Genomic DNA, 23,411 nt, shown 5'->3' on the forward strand with positions numbered 1-23,411 from the left:
GTTGAGTTGGTATATGCTGATACCTCTTTGAACTCCGTCATCCCGACTTAGGTCGGGATCCAGATGCATTCGAAATAGTGCGGGGATTGTACGGGCGCGGTTTTCGAATGGCGCGCTGGTTGGGCGCGAGTGACCAGACCTATTTCCGTAGCGCCCTATGCCAACCCTAAGTCGTGTCTAGGCCCCGGCCGTCCATGCGAAGCATGGCTCTGCCATGACGCCGGGGTGACGTTATTTGGGGCGGCGACGTTCTGCCTTCAAAGGTGCCGTCATCCCGACGCAGGTCGGGATCCAGATCCAGGAGAAGTCGGTTCGGCGAATGCATGGGTGTCGGTATCGCCGAAGGCGGTTTCGCCACTTTGTTTATCGAAGAGATCTTTCCACTCGGGGTTCATCTGTTCGATCAGGCGGATTTTCCACGCTCGTCGCCACTCTTTGATCTGCTTCTCGCGGTTTGGAAACTTCAGACGTGTCTGGACCCCGACCTCCGTCGGGGTGACGGAATTCTAAAGAGCAGCCGGCCTACACCAAACCAACGTCACGCCGGCGTCATGGCAGAGCCAAGCTTCGCATGGACGCAGTGGGCTTCCGGGATCGGTCGGCATTTCCAGGCACCACGTAAACTACAGGCATGTCTGGATCCCGGCCTGCACCGGGATGACGTCGAAATCGAATCGGCCGTAAGCCACCAATATCCCGTCACCCCGAGGTACAGATTCGTACCAAATGGGCGTGGATCCGGTCGACTCAGACCGCTTCCTGCTTTGCGCCCATGCCGAAGCGGCGCTCGATGTAGTCTTCGACGATGGTCTTGAAGTCGGCGGCAATGTTGGGGCCGCGCAGCGTCATGGCTTTCTTGCCGTCGATGAAGACGGGGGCGGCCGGGCTCTCGCCGGTGCCGGGGAGCGAGATGCCGATGTCGGCGTGCTTCGATTCTCCCGGGCCGTTGACGATGCACCCCATCACCGCGAAGTTCAGCGTCTCCACTCCGGGGTAGCGCGTCTTCCAGTCCGGCATGCGGTCGCGAATCATGGTCTCGACGTCGCGGGCCAGCTCCTGGAAGACGGTGGATGTGGTACGTCCGCAGCCGGGGCACGCCGCCACGACGGGCACGAACGAGCGGAAGCCCATGGTCTGCAGGATCTCCTGGCCGACCTTCACCTCGAGCGTGCGGTCGCCGCCGGGCTCCGGCGTCAGCGAGATGCGGATGGTGTCGCCGATGCCTTCCTGCAGCAGCACGCCGAGGGCGGCCGTGGATGCGACGATGCCCTTCGAGCCCATCCCGGCTTCGGTGAGGCCGAGGTGGAGCGCGTAGCGGCAGCGGTCTGCCAGCATGCGGTAGACGGCGATAAGGTCCTGCACGGAGGAGACCTTCGCCGAGAGGATGATCTTGTCGGAGCCCATGCCGAGCTTTTCCGCCTGCTCGGCCGAGATCAGGGCGGACTGCACGATGGCCTCGTGCATCACCTGGCGGGCGTCCTTCGGATTGGGAGAGGCCGCGTTCTGATCCATCAGGCGCGTCAGCAGCTCCTGGTCGAGCGAGCCCCAGTTGACGCCGATGCGCACTGGCTTTGCGTGCCGCATCGCGATCTCGATGATGTCGGCGAACTGGCGGTCCTTCTTGTCCTTGAAGCCGACGTTGCCCGGATTGATGCGGTACTTGTCGAGCGCTTCGGCGCAGGCGGGGTTCTCGGCCAGGAGCTTGTGGCCGATGTAGTGGAAGTCGCCGACGAGGGGGACGCTCACGCCGCGCCTCAGAAGCTGCTCCTTGATGTGAGGCACGGCCTTCGCCGCCTCGTCGCGGTCGACGGTAATACGAACGAGCTCGCTTCCGGTGCGGGCGAGGGCTGCCACCTGGGTGACGGTCGAGGCGATATCCGCGGTGTCGGTGTTGGTCATCGACTGGACGACGACGGGTGCCGATCCGCCCACCACCACGCTGCCCACGTCAACGGGAACCGACCAGCGGCGCGGAGCAGTCATGAAATCGTGATCGGCAGGTTCGGTCATCGGTCAGGCCAAGCCAATTGCGGCGTCCGGAGTTGTCACCCCTTGGTGTAGCCGAGGTTTGGCGCCTCGGCCAGCGGGGCGAGTTCAGGCGTTGCGGCGCAGGGCCGCCGAGGCGACGGAAAACCCGGCGATCACGGCCATGAACAGCACGATGGAGGGGCCTCCGGGCACGTCGAAATTGAGGGAGAGGGTGATCCCGAGAACGACGCTCGCGGCGGCTACGAGGGCCGCCAGCAGGGCCATGCGTTCGGGCGTCGACGAAAAAGGGCGGGCGGCGACGGCCGGCACGATCAGGAAGGCGATCACGAGCAGCGCGCCGACGATCTTGATGGCGATGGCGATGGTGAGCGACAGGAGCACGATGAAGACCGCCTTCACCAGGTCCCGGTTCACGCCTTCGGCGGCGGCCAGCTCCTCGTGCACGGCAAGGCGCAGCATGGGCTGCCAGAGCCAGGCGAGGATGGCGAGCACCAGCGCGCCTCCGCCGTAAACCCAGTAGAGATCGGTGGTGGTGACGGCGAAGATGTCGCCGAACAGGTAGCTCATGAGATCCACGGCCGGGCCGCGCAGGCTCAAGGTGGCGATGACGCCGAGCGCGAGCGCGCCGTGGTGCATGAGGCCCAGGATGGCGTCGAGCGGCACGATCTTCTGCCGGGAGAGCAATATGAGCAGCCCGGCGACGACGAGCGTCACGAAAATGACGGGGCCGGTGATGTCCACGCCGAGAAAGAGGCCGAGGGCGATGCCGATGAGGCTCGCCTGCGAGACGGTCTCGCCGAAATAGGCCATGCGGTTCCAGATCACGAGTGAGCCCAGGGGCGCCGCGACGAGGGCAAGCGCGAGCGAGGCTGCGATCGCGCGCAGGAGAAACGGCTCCAGCTCAAGCATTCCTGTCTCCGCTGGGCGGGCTTGCGGGCGAGGCCGGAGCCGTTTCGCCTGCGAGGTCGTGCCTGTGATCGTGGTGGTGCTGGTAGACGGCGAAGCTGCGGGCCTGCTCCGGACCGAAGAGGCGCGTGTACTCGGGATGCTGGGCCACGGCCTCGGGTACGCCGGAGCAGCAGACATGGCGGTTGAGGCAGACGACGCGGTCGCTCTGCGCCATGACGACGTGGAGATCGTGCGAGATGAGAAGCACGCCGAGGCCGCGCCGGTCGCGCAGGCGGCCGATCAATGCGTAAAGCTCGGCTTCGCCGACGTAGTCGACGCCGCGCACGGGCTCGTCCAGCACCAGAAGCTCGGGATCGTTCAAGAGGGCGCGGGCCAGAACCACGCGCTGCAACTCGCCGCCCGACAACTGGCCGAGCTGCTGGGCGATGACGCGGGATGCGCCGACTTCCTCAAGCACGGTCTCAATGCGTGATTTCTTGGCGCCGTCTCCGAGCGAGAGGAAGCGCTCGACCGTCATGGGGAGCGCGCGGTCGATGTCGAAGCGCTGGGGCACGTAGCCGACCTTGAGGCCGGGGCGTTTCCAGACCGTGCCGCGATCCGGCCGTTCGAGCCCGAGCAGGGTGCGGACCAGGGTGGTCTTGCCGGCGCCGTTGGGTCCGATGAGGGTCAAAATCTCGCCAGGGCGGATATCGAGGTCCACGTCCGAGAGGATGGTGCGGCCGGAGCGGACGATCTCGAGTCCGCGGGCGCCGATCAGGGCTGCCGGATCGAGGGGGCGGGCGGATGGTCTGTGGCTGTGGCCGCAGCAGGCGCCGGACTGATGATCGTGGGCATGAGCCTGAGCAGGGGCAGGCACGGCCGCTTTTGAGCCGCCGACGGTGCCCGCGGTCTCTCCGGGACGCTCGGTCATTCGAGATGCAGCCTTATGCCTTGTCTTTCTCTTCCGACGCGCAGCGCGGACAGAGCCCCTGAACCTCGACGAATTTAACACGGGCGACGAACTTCGCGCTATTCGCCGCCTCGCCGATCAGGTCGAAGATGTGCTGGCCGTCCACCTCGCCGACGGCGCCGCATTTCTCGCAGGAGAGAAACAGCGGGCGGCGGCCGGTGCGGTGGTCCATCCGGCGGCAGGCGAAGAAGGCGTTCTTGCTTTCGAGACGGTGGATCACGCCTGCTTCGAGAAGCGCGTCGATGGCGCGGTAGATCGAGATGGGGGCGACGCGGGTGCCCTTGTCGGCGAGGCGCGCGAGGATCTCGTAGGCACCGATCGAGGCGTAAGTGGCCGCGATCTCCTCGTAGACCATCTGGCGCAGCTTGGTGAAGCGCAGGTTCTTGGCCGCAAACTCCTCACCGGCGCGCTCGACGGCCTTGGCGAGGCGCTTGCCGTTCGATTTGTCCGGCGGAGGAAACGCGGTGCGGTTTGCGACGTCAGACATCGGAGCCTATTCGGTTTCTCGTGACCTTTCGCAACACAATATCATGACCGATCCCTCTGCCTAGAGAAATCGCGCCCGGGCCTTTTCCAGCGGCTGAATTGATTGTGAACAGAAAGTGTAATGAAACGGGTCGAGCCGTGCCTGCCGCCTGTATAGTAACAGTATTACACCTACCTGCTTTTTGCCATGTTTCCGTAGTTACTAGCATCGCGCGGCAGATCCGGACGGCGTTAGGTTCGGTTGCGTCATGTATTGCGGGCTGCATTTTAGGTCTATGCCTTTCTCCTCCTCCTATATCATTTCTGCACGACGCTCAGCTCTCGGCCGGATTGGTGGACTGCATCGCAATCGGCGGATCGCCGATCTCGCGGCGCCGGTCATTCTTGCCGCGCTCGAGGACGCCGGTTTGAAGCCCCGGGACGTCGACGAGCTGATCGTGGGCAACGCGTCCGAGGGCGGAAACCCCGCCCGCCTGATCTCGCTCGCGGCGGGCTTGCCTGAAACGGTCGCGTCCCATTCGATCGACCGGCAATGCGCCTCCGGGCTCGATGCCATCGTCTCCGCCGTGCGCCTCGTGGAGGCGGGAGAGGCGGACGTGGTGGTGGCGGGCGGCGCCGAATCACTCTCCACCGCTCCGTGGCGGGTCGCGAAGCCCAAGAGCCTCTACCAGCTTCCGCACTTCATGCGCGTTGAGCCCGTGCCGGACCTGACCGACGACACCACGTTCGAGGCCTCCGAGCTTCTGCCGCGTCGGCTCGGCATTACGCGTGCCCGGCAGGATGTGGTGGCGATGCAGTCTCACCTCAAGGCTGAGGCGGCGCGCTCGGCGCGGCGTTTCGTCGGCGAGATCGTGCCCTTTCGCGCCAACGCGGAAGAGGCGCGGGATCAGAGCGCGGTGGAGCCTGACCTTGACGACCTGGAGGAGATGCAGCCGTTCGCGCCGCCGCACGGCACGCTCACGCCGGGCAACACCAGCAGCTTGCATGACGGTGCGGCGTTCGTGGTGGTGGTGAGCGAGCGCGTCTGGCGAGAGCGCGGCGCGCCGGGTGCGTTGCGGCTGATCTCGGCGGCGGCGCAAGGGGTGGGCCCCGACAACGACGGGGCGGCCCCGATCGAGGCCATGCGCAAACTTTACAATCGCCTCAATGGCTTCAAGCGTGAGGAGATCGACGTTGTCGAAATGAGCGAAAGCTCCGCGGCGCAGGTGATCGCGCTCTCCGAGCTGTTGGACGTCGATCTTTCGAAGATCAATCCGCATGGCGGCGCCATTGCGCGGGGGCACCCGCTGGGTGCGGCTGGTGCGGTGCTCGTGGTGCGGCTGTTCTCCACGCTCGTGCGTGCGCGGGAGCGCGCGGCGCAGAAGTATGGCGTGGCCGCGCTGGGGGCGATCGGCGGGCTGGGTCTCGCGGCGTTGTTCGAGTCGGTTCCCTGAACGGTGCGCAACGCGCAATCGGCGTTTGCGACGGAACGAAGGCGCCTCGTCCGTCATTAGCAGACATTAATTCGCCTTCATGTGGACGGATCGCCGTATTCCCGCCGTGATGAAGCCCGGGAATGCAAGCAGTGCGCATAAGGGCATCGCACTGTCAGCGCTCTCGGGTAAGAGCGCCATGTAGGATTTGAGAGCATGGGCTGGGACGTCAAGGCCACGGCGGACGGAGTCGTTCAGTCACTTCCGGCACTTCCAACCATTTCGAGCGACGTTTCGCTGCCGCAGGCGGCCAACTGGGTCATCATGGGCTTGCTCGTGCTTGCGGTCGCGAGCGCGCTGGTCAGGCTGTTGCCGAAACTCTGGTCCGCGATCGAGCAGACGCTGTTTACGAACTGGCGCCTCGCGCTGATTGGCGGATCGGCGCTGCTGCTCTCGCTCGCCGGTGGCTGGACCACGTGGGACGGTATGCGGAACTTCACCGGGGAATCGGTGCTCTCCGCGATGTTCACCTTCGGCATCCACGGCGTCATGCTGATCGTCGCGTGGCTGATCGGCGAGAGCTTCGCCACCGGCATGAACCAGGTGCGCGGCCGCTCGGGCCGTAGCGTCAGCCCGCCGATGGTGGCCCTGTCGGTGCTGGGCGGCGGCTTCGTGCTCGCCGCGCTGATGATCGGCATCGTTCATGCGGGCGTGTCGAGCGACCAGATGCTCTACGGGTTCGCGGGGGCGGGCGCAGTGCTGCTCGCCGTTTCCGCTCTCATGATGTTCTCGAAGAGCGACGTGGTGCAGCCCTACGCGCAAGGGCTTCGCATCGTCGCCAAGAACGCCATGCTGTGGGTGATGTTCCTCGCCTGCATGGCGACGAGCGTGTTCTTCTCGTTCGATAGCCGCTTCAACGTCATCTTCCCGAAGGATCAGCGTGAGCGCGCGGCCGAGATCCGCACCAAGAACCAGGTGGCGGGCGTCGTCGCCGATATCGGCGAGACGATTTCGAGCCGCCGCATGACCGAAGCCGAGCGCCTGTTCCAGAGCGAAGGCTGGAACGCCTACGAAACGCAGCTTGCCAATCTCTCCAAGGCCTCCGAAGGCGCGGAAGCGGAGATCGAGGCGCATTTCACACGCCAGATGGAGGCGCATCGCTCGTCGATCGCGGCCCAGCAGGAGCGCATCGCGACTGCGACCAGCGGCCAGGCGGGGCTTGCCGGAAAGAAAGCCGTCCTCACCGACGAGCTGTCGCGGCTGAAGGCCGACCGGCCTGGCCTTGCGGCCGACCTTTCGGGGAAGAAGAGCGAGCTCGATGCGCGGGCCAAGGAGGTCGATGCCAAGCGCGTCGAGGCGATGGCCGAGGACAAGGGCGTCGAAGGCACTCTCAAGGAAGGCAAGGGGCCGATCTATCGCCAGAGGATGGCGGAGATGGGCAAGCTCAAGGAATACTACAAGATCGGCGAGGAGCGCGTGCGCGATGCGCAGAAGCGTCTCGATGCGGTCGATACGCGCGTCGCCCAGATCGAGCGCGAGCTTGCGGGCGTTGACGGCGAGCTTGCCAAGCTCAAGGGCGAGGCGGTGACCGCCGAGCAGCGCATCCAGGCGGCAGAATCCTCCCAGCTCGGGCAGGAAGGCCAGAAGGTCGATCCGGCGCGGGTGCGTGCCGCGTTCGAGCGGGCGCGAGCGGATTTCCGCCAGCAGCCCGATGCCGAACGGCTCTCTACGCTTCATCAGCATTGCACGCAGCTCTATGACGCCATGATCAGCACGGCGGCGACGAAGGACCGCGTGCGTGACATCGATTGCGATCCCAAGCAGGCGGTGGAAGCGGCCGCGACGATTTTTGCCCTTAATGCCGGGCTCAAGGCGTTCGAGGCGAACTGCGCGGGCGGCGACAAGGTGCCGGACACGGGCGGCGTCGATCCGCTGCTCCAGTTCGGCCGCAAGTGCCTGCAGGATTCGGGTCTGCCGAGCGGGGATTCCTCGGCGATGGGCGCCAAGCTCTCGGCCATCGATCTCAACCGCGACGACAAGGCCCACAATTTCGTCGTGACGCTCAACGCGTTTCAGGACGGCAACCGGCTCGCGTATCTCGCGCTCGCCATTGCGATCGGCATCGACTCGCTGATCTTCATGACCGGCTTGTTCGGCGCCAACGCCGTGCGCTCGCCGCTGTCGGACGTTCCGAGCATGAAGGCGCGGAACTCGCAGGAGCTGAACGCGATGATCGAGACGGCGCTGCTGCCGGACATGTTCCGCAAGGCGCGCCTCGTCAGCCAGGCGATGCATCCGATCGAGAATGTGGAAGGCTACTCGAACGAGGTGAGGCTCGACGAGCTGGATCCCGAGACCGCCGTGCAGGTGCGCGAGGTGTTGAACGCGGGCGCTATCATCGGCGCCGTGCGGCGCGGCGATCAGCCGGGACGCTATCTCGTGCGCTCAGAGCTGCTCGAGTTCCTGAACTCGGTGATCAAACGCGAGCTGGAGACGAACAAGGCGCAAGCGGAAGCCGGCATGCTGATCGACCAGATGGACGATCAACTCGTGGTGGCGCTGCTGCCTCACGTCGGCGACAACGCAGAAGCGGTGCTGGGCGAGCTGGTTCCGATGGATGAAGCGAATGGCTTCACGTCCTACGTGGCGCTGGAGGATATCGACGAGGATGTGCGGCCAGTGATGCTCAACGTGCTCAACACGGGCGCGACGTTCCGCTACGTCCAGCGCGAGAAGGGCAGCGAGAGCTATTTCGTTCACAAGGATCTCTACAAGACGCTGGCGCGCATCCGGGCACGTGAGGTCGCGCGGGCGGGCCAGAGGCCGCTCGCACTCGACCGCGCGCGGCGGCGCGCCGAGAAAGTCAGCTTCCGCGGCTCGCTCACGCCGAAGCAGGCGGCGCTCGTGGATCATACCCAGGAGGCCAAGCCGCGGCTCTCCGACGAGGAGGAGCGCGCGCAGTATCTCGCAGCCTTGATCGAAGCGATCGGCATCAATCCGGAAACCTATTTCGGCCTTTCGGGGCCCGCCGTTGCGGCTGCGGCCGCGGCGAGCGAGGCGTTCCTCTCGTCGCGTCAGAGCGTCCGCCTGCTCGACCAGGAGCTTGCGGAGCGTGACGAGCAGGCTCACGGCCTTGTCTCGCAGGCCTTCGCGCAGATGGATGGCTCGCTTTCGGCCAGCGACGACTGGAAGCGCCAGCTTCTGGTCAGCGCGTCCGAGGAGGTGGATCAGAACCTGCCCATTCTGATGCTGCTTCCGAACGGTCCTTACGAGACCGCGCTCCATGGTCTCGTCGAGCAGCTTGAGCCGGACAATGCGACGGGCTCGCTTCGGAGCGACGAGCAGCTTCTGCTTCTCACCGCGCAGCGGCTCGTTCACGAGCTTGCACAGAACGCGCGTCGAACCGATCGCGATTGGATGCGGCTCGAGGTGGTGTTCCATCAGTTGTCGCGCGGACATGCACAGCAGGCCGCCGTCGGCGACGGGAAGCGCACGCTGAACTAGTTTTTTGACTGGCCGCTTTTTGTTGCGACGAGCCGGTCTCTACGTAGAAGCCCGCGTGGCGGCAGCGCCGCACGCGGGCTTTCTTTTTTTTGCCATCGGCGCTGCGTCATTCCGACATGAGTTTCGCACTATTCCGCCCGCGCACGCATTTATTCTGCGGTTTCGTTTCTATTTTTTGAGGAGATTTTCATGTCGCCCATGCGCACGCTTTCTTCTCTTTTCGGATTGGCAGCTTTGTGCGGTGCCGTCGCGGTTCCGGGGCTCGAAGCCCGGGCTGCGGAGATGCAGCTCGGGGCGGAGCTCGGCCACTCCGTCATCGATACCAAGAGCCGGGACCGAGTCTATCTCAGGCTCTCTCTCAAGACGCTTGCCGCGCAAGCAAAGGAGCGGCGTGCGCCGATCAACGTGGCGATCGTCGTCGATCGCTCGGGCTCCATGAGCGGTGAGCGGCTGGCGGCGGCCAAGAAGGGCGCACATGCGGCGCTCGAACGGCTCGGGTCCGACGACATCGTCTCGCTCGTCTCCTACAATCACGAGGTCGACGTGCTGCAGAAGGCGGGCCGTTTCGGCTCCGAGCGCGGAGCGCTCGAACGCGCGATCGACAAACTCGAAGCCAGTGGTACGACGGCGCTCTATGCGGGCGTGAAGGAGGGCGGCGAGCAGGTGCGCGCCTTCCGCTCCGACGTGAAGGTCAACCGCGTCGTGCTGTTGTCGGACGGGCTTGCCAATGTCGGCCCCAGCACGCCGGGCGAGCTCGCCTCGCTGGGGCGGGAGCTGGCCGGCAAGGGGATCACCGTTTCCACCATCGGTCTCGGCCTCGAATACAATGAGGATCTGATGCAGCGGCTGGCAGCGGCGAGCGACGGCAATCACGTGTTCGTGGAGCGGCCAAGCGATCTCGCGGAGATCTTCGACCGTGAGTTCGGCGACGCCCTGTCCATCGCGGCGCGCGACATCACCATCACCATCGAGTGCAAGTCAGGCTTCACGCCGAAGCGCGTTCTCGGCCGCGAGGCGGAGATCTCGAGCAGCCGCATCACGCTCAAGCTCAACCAGCTTCAGGCGGACAACGAGCGCTATGTGGTGGTTGAGCTCGATCCGCCCTCGTCGGCAGTCTCGGCCGGGGACAGCGAGGTCGCGAGCGTAGACGTGGACTATCTGAGCCTCGAGAGCGGCTCACGTGCCTCGGCCAAGGCCGGGGTGAAGGCCCGCTTCACGGACAACGCGAAAGACGCGGAAGCGAGCCTCAACAAGGCCGTGATGAGCCAGGTGACCGAGCAGGTGGCCACCGAGAATAGCGAGCGTGCGGTGGAGCTGCGTGACAAAGGCGATGTAACGGCGGCCCGGAAGGTGCTCGAGGACAACGCCATGTACCTCAACAAGCAGAAGAGCGCGCTCGGCGCCGGCGCGGCTGCGGCGCCCGCGGCCTCCATCTCGGCACTCGACAAGCTCGAATCCAAGAGCCGTGAAGCCGCCAATAACCTGGAAGGTGAGAGCTGGGAGAAGACCCGAAAGGTGATGCGCCACGATCAGCACAAGTCCAAGGTGCAGCAGGCGTACTGAGCCCGGGACCTCGATCGCAAAAAAATCGAGGGCGGCCCCGCGTGTGCGGCCGCCCTTTCATTTTTCCCGGTGAGGGAGGGTTCGTCCTACTTAGGCGCGAGCACCATCACCATCTGGCGGCCTTCGAAGCGCGGCTCGGATTCCACCTTCGCGATCGGCTCGACATCGTTCTTGACGCGGACCAGCACGGCCATGCCGAGCTGCTGGTGGGCCATTTCACGGCCGCGGAAGCGCAGGGTCACCTTGACCTTGTCGCCTTCCTCGAAGAACCGCTTGATGGCGCGCATCTTCACGTCATAGTCGTGATCATCGATGCCGGGACGCATCTTGATCTCTTTGATCTCGACGATTTTCTGGTGCTTGCGGGCTTCGGCAGCTTTTTTCTGTTCTTGGTATTTGTACTTACCGAAGTCGAGAATCTTGCAAACCGGAGGTTCGGCATCCGGAGAAACTTCGACCAGATCCAATCCGGCCGCTTCAGCCCGGGCAATGGCATCAACCTTCGATACGACGCCGACGTTCTGCCCGGTTTCGTCAATAAGCCGCACTTCACGCGCCCGGATCGCATCATTGATCTTCGGACCGGTCGGCTCGCGCTCGGAAGCGCCTCGCATAGGCTTGCGGATGTTAAGTCTCCATCAGTGGTTTCAGTTCAATCGGCAATAGCTACGGCACCTTCAATCAGAAAACAACGGCCTCGCCCCGCAATTTGGGTGGCCGTTCTGCCGTGGACTGCCGAACTATCCGGGCGGAGAATTGAGAAGAACCGGCCGCAAGTCAAGCTGCGATGGGTTTATGCAACGCAGAGCCATGGGGATGAGTTAAGGAATTTACTTATACGACGCCCGAAGTTGGGTGCCGAGCAGGCGGTCGTAAACGTCGAGCGTGTCTAGGCGCATACTTTCCAGGCTGAAGTTCTGGAGCACCCGGTTGCGGGCCCGGCCAGCCAGGGCGGCGCGGGCGTCCGGGGTCAGGCTCAGGGCTTCCGCCATGGCGGCGGCCAGTTTTGAGGCGTCGCCCGGGGGCACCAGCCAGCCGGTCGCCTCTTCAGCTTTGAATTTGGGAGGGGCGGCCACGGTTTCCGGGGGGGCGCCGATATCCGTCGCGATGACGGGGCAGCCCATGACCTGCGCCTCCGTGGCCACCCGCCCGAAGGCTTCCGGCTCGACGGATGCGACGATGGCGAGGTGGGAGACGGCCAGGGCTGCCGCCACGTCTTCCACGTGGCCCGGCAGGATGATGTTGTCCTCGAGGCCCGCGGCTTTGATCTCGCTTTCGAGGCGCTGGCGGTAGGAGTCGCGGCCCTGGGCATCGCCCGCCAGCACGATCAGGGTGTTGCCGAGCCGGTTATCGGCCTTGAGGAGGCGGGCGGCCTCGATCACCGTGCTCTGCCCTTTCCACGCGGTCAGTCGCGCCGGCTGCAGGACGATCCTGGTGCCGGGCGCTGCGCGCCAGCGGGCTCTGAGGGCGGCCTTGCGCTCCTCCGAGATCACTGCGGGATCGAATTTGCTGCCGTCGACGCCGCGATAGATCACGCGGATGCGGTCCGAGGGCGTCCCGTAACGCTCCTCGATCAGCCGCTTTGTGTACTGAGAGTTGGCGATGACGGTGTCGCCCTTGGCCATGATGGCGTTGTAGGCCTTCTTGAGGCGCGTCTTCTCATTGTAGGCGCCGTGATAGGTGGTGACGAACGGCTTTCCGGCGCGGCGCGCGGCCAGCATTGCGCTCCAGGCCGGTGCGCGGCTGCGGGCGTGGACGAGATCGACACCCTCGTTTTCGATCATCTGGCGGATGACATGTGCGTTCCAGAGGATGCGCGCGGGGTTCTTGGTGGCGGCGGCGAAGGGTACGAACTCTCCGCCCGTCGCGGTGATGCGTGGAGCGAGGCGGCCTCCCTCCGACAGCACGAGGGCGCGCCCACCCGCGCGGACGATGGCGTCGGCGATCTCGACCGCGGACAGCTCCGCGCCGCCGGTGTCGAGCTCCGGGATGATCTGCAGTATGGTGGGGCGCGTGAGGGCCAAGTCCGGCCTCCGATCGTTAGCACGTCGATTACACAGCACTTAGATAGCAGGGCACGGGGGTTTCATAGGATGAGCGCGAGCGATCCGCAATTCATCACAGTCGGCAGCGGTTCGGACGCGCGCAAGATTGCCTATCTATCCCAGGCGCCGGCCCAGGAAGGCGGGCCGGGTCTGCTTTGGTTGATCGGGCTCAAATCCGACATGATGTCGACGAAGGCCGAGGCGCTGGCGGCGTGGACGGCGGCGCGCGGGCTCGGCTTCACGCGGTTCGACTATTCCGGGCACGGCCGCTCGGGCGGCGCGTTCGAGGACGCCACGCTCAGCGACTGGCTGGAAGAGGCCGCGGCCGTTTTCCAGCAGGTGACGCGCGGGCCGCAGATCCTGGTTGGATCGAGCACGGGGGCGCACATGGCGCTAATTCTGCTGCGGCACTTGATGGCGACTGCGCCCGAGGAGGCGCAGCGCGTGCCCGGCCTCGTATTGATCGCGCCCGCCTGGGATCTCACCGAGGCGCTGATGTGGAACCAGTTCTCGGAGGAAATCCGCCGCGAGATCATGGAGAAGGGAAAGTGGGTGCGCGCTTCGGACTATGATCCGGCCGGCTACCCCATCACCAAGCGTTTCATCGAGGACGGGCGACGGCATCTGATCAAGGGCGCGGGGTTCGATCCGGGGCGGCCGGTGCTCGTGCTGCAGGGGGGCGAGGACCGCGATGTGCCGATTGCGCACGCGCGTGAGCTCAAGTCCGTTCTGGCCGGAGACTGGGTGCGGATTACGGAGGTCGCGGATGGCGAGCACCGCATGTCGCGCCCGCAAGACCTCGAGAAGCTCTACGGGCTTATCGAGACGCTGGTTCCGGGCGCTTGATGTTCGCCAGGATGAACAGGTTCAAGCCTTCGAGGCGGCGTGCTGCGTACCAGTTGAAGGCGGATGCGGCCACGACCGAGGTCGCAGTCGCGACGGCGGCTCCGGCTACGCTCCACAGCGGGATCAGGATCAGGTTCAGCGTCACGCAGATGACGGCGGCGAGGCCGATTGAGATCGCGCTCGCGCGCTGATGGCCCAGCATGTTGAGGATGGTGTCGGCCGGCCCCGTGGCCGCCTTGGCGAGAATGCCGACAGCGAGGATGAACATCAGCGGATAGGCGTCCGTGAAGCCTTGGCCGAACTGCGCAAGCACGGGATAGCCCACCAGCAGGATGCCGAGGGTGACGGCGGCCGAGGGTATGAACGTCCAGCGGACGGAATTGCGCACCAGCTCCCGCACCTGAGCGTTATCTCCCAGGGCGTGGGCGGCCGCGATGCGGCCCGCGTAGGCCGATCCCACGGCGTAGTGCACGAACAGCGCGAGGCCGGCCGTCTTGGCTGCGGCGTAGTAGATGCCGATCTCGCCGGAGGGGCGGAAGAGATTGAGCATGAGGACATCTGCGTTCTGGATCACCAGATCGCAGATGCTTCCCGCCAGCAGAGGCAGCGAAATCTTGAGCCAGGTGGAGAAGGCATAGGCCGGCTGCGTCGCGGGTACGGACTTCTCGACGCGCCGCTCCAGCAGGACGGTCTGCAGGACGGCCGCAAACAGGGTCGCGGCGAGCGCGATGGTCATGCCGGTCACGGCGTTGGCGGCATAGCCCAGCATGGAGACGACGAGCACAAGCGTCAGCAGCATCAGGGGGCGCGCGATGTAGGGCGGGCCGATGGCTTCAATGGTCCAGCCCTGGCCGCGGCCGAGGCCATCCTGCACATCGGTCAAGGCGTAGAGCGGGAGGCAGAGAAGGGCGAGCGCCATTGGCACGGCAAGCGCTGTGCCGCTTTCGGTGCTCGAAATCCAGAGTGCAGCAAGGCCGACACCTGCAATGGCGGCGGCGGACGCAATGGCGACGAGGCGCCCGCCATTCAATAGGCCGCGGAAAGACGCGTAGTCCTGGTTTGCCTGATACTGCGGGGCAAGCCGCATCATGGCGACGTTGAAGCCCAAGTGCGAGATGCCGCCGACGACGAGGACGCACGTCCAGGCCGATACGTAGAGGCCGTATTCGGAGGCGCCCATCCAGCGCGCGAGAACGACCTGCGTGGCGAACAGGAGTGCGGCGCTCGCGGCGCGAATGGCGAAGACGCCGATTGCGTTCCAGCTCGCGGCGTGTTTGGCGCGGCTGTTCCACAGCTCGTTGAGCGTAGTCTTCAAGAGGGTCAGCGGCTCGCCGCGGGCTTCAATCATGGCGTCGCCTCTCCTGGCTCGGCGCGGGCGGCTCAGCATCGACAAGACCCCAGATGAGGGCCATCAGGATGAAGAAATGACGCCAGTGGTCGGTATCGATTACGAAGCCCTCGAACACCACGCCCGCAAAGGAAGCGGTGGCGATGATGAGGGGGCCTTGCAGCGCGTTTCTCCTCCGGAGCCCATAGAAGCCCGCGGCCAGCGTTCCGAACACAGAGACGGCGTAGAGCGTGCCGCCGATCCAGCCGGCATTCATGAATTGGCTGAGGTAGACGTTGTGCGCTTCTTCGTGGTGATAGGTGTCACGGAACGTATGCGTGCCTATGCCGAAGGGGTTCTCGAGGATGAGGCCTACGGCCTTAGCCTGTCCGCCGAAGCGTCCTTCGGGGCCCACGTCGTAGGACTGATCCAGGCTGGCGCGCTCCTGGAATAGACCCTGGACCGCTTCGAGCTGGAGCGCGGCGCCGAGCACGGCGATCAGCGTTCCGGTGCCGATGGCGGCGACGATCGCGAGGCGGCGAAAATCCGATGCGCGCCGCGTGGTGACGAGGGCCAGCCACACGGCGACCAGCAGCGAGAGCGCGGTCGAGATCCATGCGCCGCGCGAGAACGTGAGGAGAAGCGCAAGGCAGAGCGGCAGGCAGACGGCCGCGGCGATGACTGCATTGCGGATGGGCTCGCGCAATGTCGCCCAGGCTGTTGCCACGATGGCAGGCGCGAGCGCGGCGCCGAGCACGTTCGGGTCCTTGAAGGTGCCGCGTGCGCGCCCGTAGTTCGTGAAGAGGTCGTAGGCGGACGGGATGATGCGGAAATAGCCCGCGAAGGCGGCCGCGGCCGCGAGCAGGCATCCGATGATGTAGAAAATCATGATGAGCCGGAAGCGCGGCTCCGGATCCTGCGCGATGTATCCGGCGAGAACGAAAGCGCCGAGCGCAAGGAACAGCGTCACCACCTGATGCGTGATGGCGGTTCCCATGTTGGTGGAGACCGAGCAGGCGGCAAGGCCGAGCGCGACGAAGATCATCCACATCACGACATTCAGGATCGCGAGGTTGCCGAAGCGGATGACGCCGAGCATCGGCAGGCCGACGATGACGGCCGCCATCAGGATGTCGGCGACGGCCGGTTCCGAGAAGACGATCGAGCTCGTTCCCAACGCAGCGGCCACGGCAATGCCGGCGAGCAGGCTGGCGGAGATGGTCCACGCAGCGCTGCCGTCAACGGGGCGATGGAGGCGTGCGGGTGCCCGGCGTCTGCCGGCCCGCCCGTCGCCCGCCTCTGCGGATGGAAATGAGATGCTGGACGCCACGGTCAGTACGCGTTCTTTCCGGTCATCAGCGCGAACGGCGTGACGGCGATGATGTAGAGGTCGAACAGCAGCGACCAGTTGTCGATGTAGTAGAGATCGGCCTCCACGCGCCGCTGGATCTTCTCATGTGTGTCGGTCTCGCCGCGCCAGCCGTTGATCTGCGCCCATCCGGTCACGCCCGGCTTCATGCGATGGCGTGCGAAGTATTCGCCAACCACGGTCTGGTAGAGGTCGGAGCTGGCCTTGGCCTCGGTGGCGTGCGGGCGGGGGCCCACGAGCGACATCTGGCCTTTGATGACGTTCAGAAGCTGCGGAAGCTCGTCGAGGCTCGTCTTGCGGATGAAGCGGCCGACGGGCGTCACGCGCGGATCGTCCTTGGTGACGAGCTTGCTCGCGGTGGCGTCCGTCTTGTCGGTGTACATCGAGCGGAACTTGTAGACCTCGATCAGCTCGTTGTTGAAGCCGTAGCGGCGCTGCTTGAAGAGGATCGGGCCCTTGCTGTCGATCCGGATGGCAAGCGCGACGAGCGCCATCACCGGGGCTGCCAGCAGGAACAGCAGCGTGCCGAGCACGCGGTCCTCGATGTTCTTGATCACGCGATCCCAGTCGGTCAGCGGGCGGTCCATCAGCGCGAGCATGGGCACGCGACCGATATAGGAGTACGCACGCGAGCTTAGGCGCAGCTTGGAACTCAAGGCGGAGATGCGGATGTCGACCGGCAGCGTGAAGAGAAGCTGCAGGATTTGCATCAAGCGGTTCTCGGCCGTCATGGGGACGGTGACGATCATCAGATCGACGCCAGCGTTTCGGCAGAAGGCCGGAAGCTGATCGAAGGTGCCGAGCTTGGGATAGCCCTTGATGCTGTCGGCCGAGCGCTCATCCGCGCGATCGTCGAATACGCCGAGGATCGAGACTTCCTTCCGGTTGTCGTCCATCAAGGTGGAGATGAGCGTTTCCGCGTCGGGGCCTCCGCCGATGATCACGGTGCGGCGTACGAGCCGCCCGGCGTCGGTGAGGTTTTCCAGAACGCTGGCGAGCGGGAAGCGGAGGGCGGCGATGAGTGCGATCGCAGACATGAGCCACACGGTTCCCGTCAGCGGCTCGAAGGGCGAGAAGCCAATCAGGTAGCCCGCACCTGCAGCCACGCAAAACACGGTGACTGTGCTTTTTACGATTTTTCCGATCTGCTCCGTCGGCAGGCGAAGGGCCTGGATCGAGTAGGACCAGTTGCGGCGCAGCTCCAGCGTGGTGGCGAGCGCGATCAGAGCGATCCAGGTGAGGCTCGCGGGATGTGATGCCGCACTAGCGTCTGCGAACCGGAATGCGAGGAGACCGGTTGCGACGAGAATGAAGGCGTCGGCCAGGCTTGTCGCGAACAGCAGCTTCGGCCGCGAGATGCTGCGGCGCTTGTCGCTGAAGGCGTTGTCGATGACGCGGGCGACGCCCTTTATTGCCTGCTCCAGACCGGAGCGGGCACGGGGCCTCGCGGATGACGAAAGATCGTCTGGTTCATCGTGAGAAAGGATAGCCATGGTCGCACGCCCGCTTACGCAAAACTCTGGCGTCAACCATGAGCAAGGTTCGTCTCAAACCCGTAAAATTATTCCGGATCGGAGTGCGGCAGGGGCGGTTGTGGGCGTAACTCGGAAGTAATGGTTAGGAAAGTCTTGCGGACCGTTTCGGAGTGGGCGAGCGCGTTGCGCAGGCACGGCTTCGCCATGACGCCGGAGCGAGGGAGACACCGGCTTTTGATGCCGCTCAGAGGCGCGAAGCGTCCAGGGCCGCAGAGGGCTTGATGCCGAGGCGGCTTTCGAGTGCCGCTTCGATGGCTGCGGGACCGGCCTTGGCGGCGACGGACTCGGGCACCACCCACGCGCGCCATGTGCTGGTGGCGAACACCTTGTCACAGACGAGTGTGCCACCGGAAACTCGGCAGGAGTGATCGGCCTCCAGCGTCAGCGGCTGGCGGCGGTCGTGACGCATGATCCGGAGATCGATGGGCTGGATCGACGCGGCGCGCGTCTTAAGGTCCACATCGCGAAACACGCAGGCGAGGTGCTGGTTGCACGCGGCCGCGCGGCGGCCGAGCGTGTTGGCCGGGCCGAGCGCCTGGCCGCGCGCCAAGGTGAGCGAACCGCGGCTGGTGCCGGAGCTCACCCAGCAGGTGGGGCCGGAGCAGATGACGGGATCGGCCGTCTTCTTTCCGAAACGGCGGATGCCGTTGGTGCCGGAATCCATGACCAGGAGAATTGTAACGCGCGTGGCCGGCGCGGGGGCCGTGACGACAGCGGTGTGGGGCGACTCCGGCTTTGCGGGTGCCGCGATGAGGGGAGCTGCGGGTGCGCCGAGACCCATGGGGGCTCTCTCCGTGAGCTGCTTGCGCTCGGCTCGTTGCTGCTGGAGCTTCAGAAGCTTCTCAGTCAGGCGAGTGTGCTCAGCCTCCCGTTCGGCCGCGAGACGTTTCTGCCGTTCCTCGGCAATACGTTTTTCTTCAGCGAGACGCTGCTCTTCCGCTACGCGGCGAGCTTCCTCGGCACGCTTCTGTTCGGCGACGCGTTTTTCCTCCGCGAGACGCTGCTCCTCAGCGAGGCGGCTGGCCTCCTCGGCGCGCTTCTCCTCGGCGATGCGTTTTTCCTCGGCGAGACGCTGCTCCTCAGCGAGGCGGCGGGCCTCCTCGGCGCGCTTCTCCTCGGCGATGCGTTTTTCCTCCGCGAGGCGCTGCTCCTCCGCGACGCGGCGGGCCTCCTCTGCGCGTTTCTCCTCGGCGATGCGTTTTTCCTCCGTGAGGCGCTGCTCCTCAGCGATGCGGCGCTCTTCCTCCAGCCGCGCCTCGCGAGCTTCCTCTTCGGCGCGCGCCTTGTCGGCGGCGGCCTTGCGCTCCTCCGCTTCGGCGCGGGCGCGTTTCAGCATCTCGGCTTCCTCGGCCGTCTGGCGCCGGGCGTCCTCAGCCTTTCGTTTGGCCGTTCTCTTCGCCTCCTCCTTCTCGGCGCCTCCGGCGAACCTTTCAGCGAGCGCGTGGGCGGCCTTGTCGTCGGCCGCCGAGATCTCGGCTCCGAGGAAGCACGCCCCAACCATCATCGCCAAGAGCGGAAAGCGTCCTCGACCTGTCATGGAGCGACCTGCATCGGTAAAAAATCACAAATACCAATTGGCTCGAGCCGGACGTTTCCGTGCTCAAACGATATGACTGATCATTCACCGCGATTTCGGCAACAAAGAGGATGGAGCGTGACGGCTTCGCGCCGCTTATCCCTCAGTACCGGCGAGAATGCCGGCAATTCCCTCCCGGTAGGTGGGGAATGCGAGCGTCACGCCAAGGTCGTCGTGCAGGCGCCGGTTCCGGACGCGCCGGTTGTCGGCATAGAAGCTGCGCGCCATCGGAGAGAGGTCGGCGGTCTCGAACGGGATTTCCGGGGGAGCTTCGACGCCCATCAGGCGGGCGGCCAGCAGGATTACATCCTGTGAGGGGGAGGGCTCGTCGTCGGTGACATTGTAGACGCTTTCGCGGCCCGCGCCGTTGGCGGCGGCGGCGAGGACGGTGGCGATGTCCTCCACGTGGATGCGATTGAACACCTGGTTCGGCTTCACGATGCGGCGCGCGGTGCCGTCGCGCAGGTCGTCCACCACGCTGCGGCCGGGACCGTAGATGCCGCCAAGGCGAAACACCTGCACGCGCTTGCCGCTGGCCTCCCCGAATGCCAACCAGCCGTTCTCCGCTTCGAGGCGGCGGCGGGTGCGCTCGGCCCTCGGTTGTGGCGTCGTCGTCTCGTCGATCCATTGGCCGTCCGAGTTGCCGTAGACGCCGATGGTCGACAGGTAGCCGATCCAGCGCAGGTTGGCGGCGCGGGCGAGGTCGTCTCCGTGGAGGCGCAGGACCGGATCGCCCTGCTCGTCGGGGCTCGCGGAGATCAGGACGTGGGTGGCGGATTCGAGAGACGCGGTGGCTTGCGGCGCCGCCGTCAGGCCATCGAACAGGATGGCCTCGTATCCGAACGACGCGATGCGGGCCACGCCCTCCGGCGTGCGGGCGGTTCCCGCGATGGTCCATCCGGCAGTTGCGAGACGGCGCGCGAGGGCTTCGGCGCTATAGCCGAGGCCGAAGCAGAAGAGCTTGGTCATGATGTCGTTCCGGTGTCCCATTCCTTGCGAACGTCGGGGTCGAGCTCACCCGGATAGTGGAGGTTGCGGGCCGCGGCGACGGCCTCGGGTGAAGCGAGGCGCCGGTAAGCCCAGACGGCCATGGCGCGCACGATGGGCGCGGGGTCACCCAAGAGGGAGGCGACGGAGGGAAGCAGGCCGGTGTCGCGGGCGTTTCCGGCCGCAATCAGGCAGTTGCGCACCACGCGGTCGCGGCCTGTTCGTTTCACCGGCGTGCCACGAAAGCGAAGCCTGAATGCCGTGTCGTCGAGCGCCATCAGATCGGCGAGGGGGGGATCGTCCAGCTCGATCCGCGTCGAAAGGCGGGCTTCGCGTGCCTCGCCCGCAAACTTGTTCCAGGGGCAGACCGCGAGGCAGTCGTCGCATCCGAATATCCGGTTGCCGATGGGCTCGCGGAACTCCTCGGCGATATGTCCTTTGTGCTCGATGGTGAGGTAGGCGATGCAGCGGCGCGCATCGAGCTGATAGGGCGCGGGGAATGCCTTCGTGGGGCAGGCGTCGAGGCAGCGGCTGCAGCTTCCGCAGTGGTCGCGCTCGGGTGTGTCGGGCTCAAGATCGGCGGTGGTCAGGATGGCGCCGAGGAACAGCCAGGAGCCCGCATCGCGCGAGACGAGGTTGGTGTGCTTGCCCTGCCAGCCGAGGCCGGCGGCCGCAGCCAGCGGCTTCTCCATGAGGGGAGCGGTGTCGACGAACACCTTCACGGCTTCGCCCGTCTCGCGCTCGAGCGATCCGGCCAGCTCCTTGAGCTTGCGCTTCATCACGTCGTGGTAGTCGGCGCGCTTGGCGTAGGTCGAGACAATGCCGCGCAAGGGCTCGCCGAGCGCTTCCATGGGATCGCGTTCGGGAGCGTAGCTCATGCCGAGCATGATGACCGAGCAGGCTTCGGGCCAAAGCTGCCGCGGGTCGCCGCGCCTGTCGGCATTTGCCTCCATCCAGTCCATGGTGCCGTGGCGGCCATCGGCCAGGAACGCCATCAGCCGCTCGCCCGCCTGCGGAATGGCGCCTGGGCGCGTGATGCGCATGATCTCGAAGCCGGCCGCGCGTGCGCGCTCGCCGAGTGCACGCTTGATAGCGTCGCGCGGGGGAGGGTTCGTCGTTTTCGGTGCGCTGCCGGGCGTGTCGGTCTGCATGTCAGAAATCGAGATCGGCGTAGACAGGTGCGGGCGAGATGCCCGGCATACGGTCGGCCAGAAGCGCGCGGAAGGACGGGCGCGACTTCATGCGGGCGTACCAGGATTTCGCCGACGGGTAGTCCTCCCAGGCAACCTCGCCCAGGTAGTCGATGGAGGAGAGGTGAGCGGCGGCCGCCATGTCCGCAAAGCTCATCTCGTCGCCCGCGAGCCAGCGGCGTTCATGGGCGAGGTGGTTCACGTAGCCGAGGTGGTAGCGGATGTTGGCGCGGATGGCGCGGAGCGCGCCGGGATCGGGCGCGTGGCCCTTGTCCGGGATGAGATGCCCGTATACGCGCTCGTATAGCAGTTCGCGCGTCACCTCGCGATCGAGCTTGCCATGAAACCAGTCCACCAGCCGCCGCTGCTCGGCGCGATCTTCGTTGGAGCCTTGAAACAAGGGGGCGGGCCGGCCTTCCTTCTCGAGATTGTGGAGCAGATCGGCAAAATATTCCGAGACGGCATAGGCGCCGCAGAGGACGAAACCGCCTTCGAGCGCCAGCACCGGCAACTCGCCTGCAGGGTTGAGGGCGAGGAAGGCGGGGCGCCATTCCCAGGGCCGCTCTTCGGCCAGCTCCGCCTCGACGCCGATCTCTGCGAGGGCGATGCGGATGGAGCGCGATTTTGGGCAGAGCCTGAAATGCGTCAACGTGTGCATGGCATCAAAATTCCGCGGGCTTTTCTCGCAGGACCGGAGCTTCTCCCCCGTCGTGTCGAGGGCGGGCAAGTCTCGCGTTGGCGCCGCTTTCCGGTGGCCGACGGCGTGTCATGGGACTGCAGCGCACGAACCGTATCCTCGTTTGGCTAAACGTGCTACCGAGCCTCGTCTCAGTTTTGCCCCTCCCTCCCTGTCCATGTCCCCTGGACTGGATTTCTCGCAACAAACCGGAGAGCGCTCTATATGGCGATCTGGCATGCCATTCTGCTCGGCTTCCTGGAAGGGCTTACGGAGTTCCTGCCCGTCTCGTCTACGGGACACATTCTTCTAGCTGGACATTTTCTGGGCTTCGATAGCCCGGGCAAGACTTTCGAGGTGCTGATCCAGCTTGGCGCCATCCTGGCGATCGTGTTCGTCTACTTCCGGTATCTGCTGGACATGGTGTGGGCGCTGCCGTCCGATCCGCGCATTCAGCGATTTGCGGTCGCTCTCGCCTTGGCGTTCCTGCCGGCGGCGGTCTTGGGCGGCTTGTTGCACGATTTCATCAAGGACGTGCTGTTCGAAACACCGGTGCTCGTGTGCCTGATGCTGATCGCGGGCGGGGTCATCCTGCTCGCCGTCGACAGGCTGGCGCTCACCGTTCGCTATGACGACGCAACGGAAATTCCGCCGGCCCGCGCGTTCGGGATCGGTCTCTTCCAGTGCTTGGCACTGATCCCCGGCGTGTCGCGGTCCGGATCGACCATCGTCGGCGGGCTTCTGCTCGGCGCGGACAAGCGGACGGCGGCTGAGTTCTCTTTCTTCCTCGCCATGCCGACGATGGCGGGCGCCTTCGCCTTCGATCTCTACAAGAACTGGGGGCTGCTCAAGGTGGCAGACGCGCTTCCCATCGGCATTGGCTTCGTGACGGCGTTCCTCACGGCGGTGGTGGTGGTCAAGTTCGCACTCGACTTCATCAGCCGCCACGGGTTCGCCCCGTTCGCCTGGTGGCGCATTGCGGTGGGCTTCGTCGGTCTGGCCGCGCTCGCGGTCTATGGCTAGGGCTGCCTGCCCAAATATCCGGCAA

18 protein-coding genes are annotated in these 23,411 nt (G+C 65.4%); 5 read left to right on the plus strand and 13 right to left on the minus strand.

All coding sequences use genetic code 11. The features are described from left to right. Positions 1–747: 747 nt before the first annotated feature. The 4 genes from ispG to PE058_RS03005 all read right to left on the minus strand — a co-directional run bounded on the left by ispG (position 748) and on the right by PE058_RS03005 (position 4,334). The gene (gene ispG, locus PE058_RS02990; protein ID WP_442908670.1) at positions 748–2,010 is read right to left on the minus strand and encodes a flavodoxin-dependent (E)-4-hydroxy-3-methylbut-2-enyl-diphosphate synthase; all 1,263 of its coding nucleotides are present in this window, start codon (positions 2,008–2,010) and stop codon (positions 748–750) included. Between the two features lie 84 nt (positions 2,011–2,094). Then, a complete protein-coding gene (locus PE058_RS02995) occupies positions 2,095–2,898 on the minus strand; it encodes a metal ABC transporter permease (protein ID WP_020083986.1) in 804 nt (267 codons plus the stop codon). Then, complete coding sequence (locus tag PE058_RS03000) at positions 2,891–3,808, minus strand: ATP-binding cassette domain-containing protein (RefSeq protein WP_271029797.1); 918 nt, start codon at positions 3,806–3,808, stop codon at positions 2,891–2,893. The genes PE058_RS02995 and PE058_RS03000 overlap by 8 nt, the downstream gene beginning before the upstream one ends. Before the next feature lie 13 nt (positions 3,809–3,821). Further along, on the minus strand, positions 3,822–4,334 hold the full coding sequence (locus tag PE058_RS03005; RefSeq protein WP_020083988.1) for a Fur family transcriptional regulator: 513 nt from the start codon (positions 4,332–4,334) through the stop codon (positions 3,822–3,824). 274 nt (positions 4,335–4,608) lie between these two features. Between PE058_RS03005 and PE058_RS03010 the strand changes: the two genes are divergently transcribed. From PE058_RS03010 to PE058_RS03020, 3 genes are all read left to right on the plus strand, one after another. Next, positions 4,609–5,766, plus strand: coding sequence for a thiolase family protein (locus PE058_RS03010; RefSeq protein ID WP_271029798.1), 1,158 nt, complete (start codon positions 4,609–4,611; stop codon positions 5,764–5,766). Positions 5,767–5,961: 195 nt separating this feature from the next. Then, complete coding sequence (locus PE058_RS03015) at positions 5,962–9,249, plus strand: MFS transporter (protein WP_271029799.1); 3,288 nt, start codon at positions 5,962–5,964, stop codon at positions 9,247–9,249. Positions 9,250–9,438: 189 nt separating this feature from the next. Then, entirely contained in the window at positions 9,439–10,812 is a 1,374-nt protein-coding gene (locus tag PE058_RS03020) for a vWA domain-containing protein (RefSeq protein WP_271029800.1), read from the plus strand. Positions 10,813–10,898: 86 nt separating this feature from the next. On the opposite strand, the gene infC is transcribed toward PE058_RS03020, so the two are convergent. Further along, the gene (infC, locus tag PE058_RS03025) at positions 10,899–11,426 is read right to left on the minus strand and encodes a translation initiation factor IF-3 (protein WP_020083991.1); all 528 of its coding nucleotides are present in this window, start codon (positions 11,424–11,426) and stop codon (positions 10,899–10,901) included. Between the two features lie 216 nt (positions 11,427–11,642). Continuing rightward, positions 11,643–12,836: a glycosyltransferase family 4 protein gene (locus tag PE058_RS03030; RefSeq protein WP_271029801.1), complete on the minus strand. Its 1,194-nt coding sequence runs from the start codon at positions 12,834–12,836 to the stop codon at positions 11,643–11,645. A gap of 69 nt (positions 12,837–12,905) precedes the next feature. Here PE058_RS03030 and PE058_RS03035 point away from each other — a divergent pair, with 69 nt between their 5' ends. Beyond that, positions 12,906–13,703, plus strand: a complete 798-nt coding sequence (locus PE058_RS03035) for an alpha/beta hydrolase (protein ID WP_271029802.1) — start codon at positions 12,906–12,908, stop codon at positions 13,701–13,703. Here PE058_RS03035 and PE058_RS03040 read toward each other — a convergent pair. The 7 genes from PE058_RS03040 to PE058_RS03070 all read right to left on the minus strand — a co-directional run bounded on the left by PE058_RS03040 (position 13,675) and on the right by PE058_RS03070 (position 22,345). Continuing rightward, positions 13,675–15,051 (minus strand): lipopolysaccharide biosynthesis protein, encoded by a 1,377-nt coding sequence (locus PE058_RS03040; protein WP_020083994.1) that lies wholly within the window; start codon positions 15,049–15,051, stop codon positions 13,675–13,677. The two genes, PE058_RS03035 and PE058_RS03040, sit on opposite strands and share 29 nt — an antisense overlap. Continuing rightward, a complete protein-coding gene (locus tag PE058_RS03045) occupies positions 15,044–16,360 on the minus strand; it encodes an O-antigen ligase family protein (RefSeq protein WP_020083995.1) in 1,317 nt (438 codons plus the stop codon). The genes PE058_RS03040 and PE058_RS03045 overlap by 8 nt, the downstream gene beginning before the upstream one ends. Before the next feature lie 2 nt (positions 16,361–16,362). After that, a complete protein-coding gene (locus PE058_RS03050) occupies positions 16,363–17,892 on the minus strand; it encodes an undecaprenyl-phosphate glucose phosphotransferase (RefSeq protein WP_271029803.1) in 1,530 nt (509 codons plus the stop codon). A 226-nt stretch (positions 17,893–18,118) separates the two neighbouring features. Further along, positions 18,119–19,471, minus strand: coding sequence for a hypothetical protein (locus PE058_RS03055; RefSeq protein ID WP_271029804.1), 1,353 nt, complete (start codon positions 19,469–19,471; stop codon positions 18,119–18,121). 135 nt (positions 19,472–19,606) lie between these two features. After that, a complete protein-coding gene (locus PE058_RS03060; protein ID WP_271029805.1) occupies positions 19,607–20,479 on the minus strand; it encodes an SDR family oxidoreductase in 873 nt (290 codons plus the stop codon). Continuing rightward, positions 20,476–21,648: a tRNA epoxyqueuosine(34) reductase QueG gene (queG, locus tag PE058_RS03065; RefSeq protein WP_271029806.1), complete on the minus strand. Its 1,173-nt coding sequence runs from the start codon at positions 21,646–21,648 to the stop codon at positions 20,476–20,478. The genes PE058_RS03060 and queG overlap by 4 nt, the downstream gene beginning before the upstream one ends. Position 21,649: 1 nt before the next feature. Continuing rightward, positions 21,650–22,345: a glutathione S-transferase family protein gene (locus PE058_RS03070; RefSeq protein WP_020083999.1), complete on the minus strand. Its 696-nt coding sequence runs from the start codon at positions 22,343–22,345 to the stop codon at positions 21,650–21,652. Positions 22,346–22,588: 243 nt separating this feature from the next. On the opposite strand from PE058_RS03070, the gene PE058_RS03075 reads away from it, so the two are divergent. Continuing rightward, on the plus strand, positions 22,589–23,386 hold the full coding sequence (locus PE058_RS03075; RefSeq protein WP_020084000.1) for an undecaprenyl-diphosphate phosphatase: 798 nt from the start codon (positions 22,589–22,591) through the stop codon (positions 23,384–23,386). The last annotated feature ends 25 nt before the right edge of the window (positions 23,387–23,411 follow it).

Source organism: Hyphomicrobium sp. DMF-1, assembly GCF_027886585.1.
GTDB classification, from domain to species: Bacteria; Pseudomonadota; Alphaproteobacteria; order Rhizobiales; family Hyphomicrobiaceae; genus Hyphomicrobium_C; species Hyphomicrobium_C zavarzinii.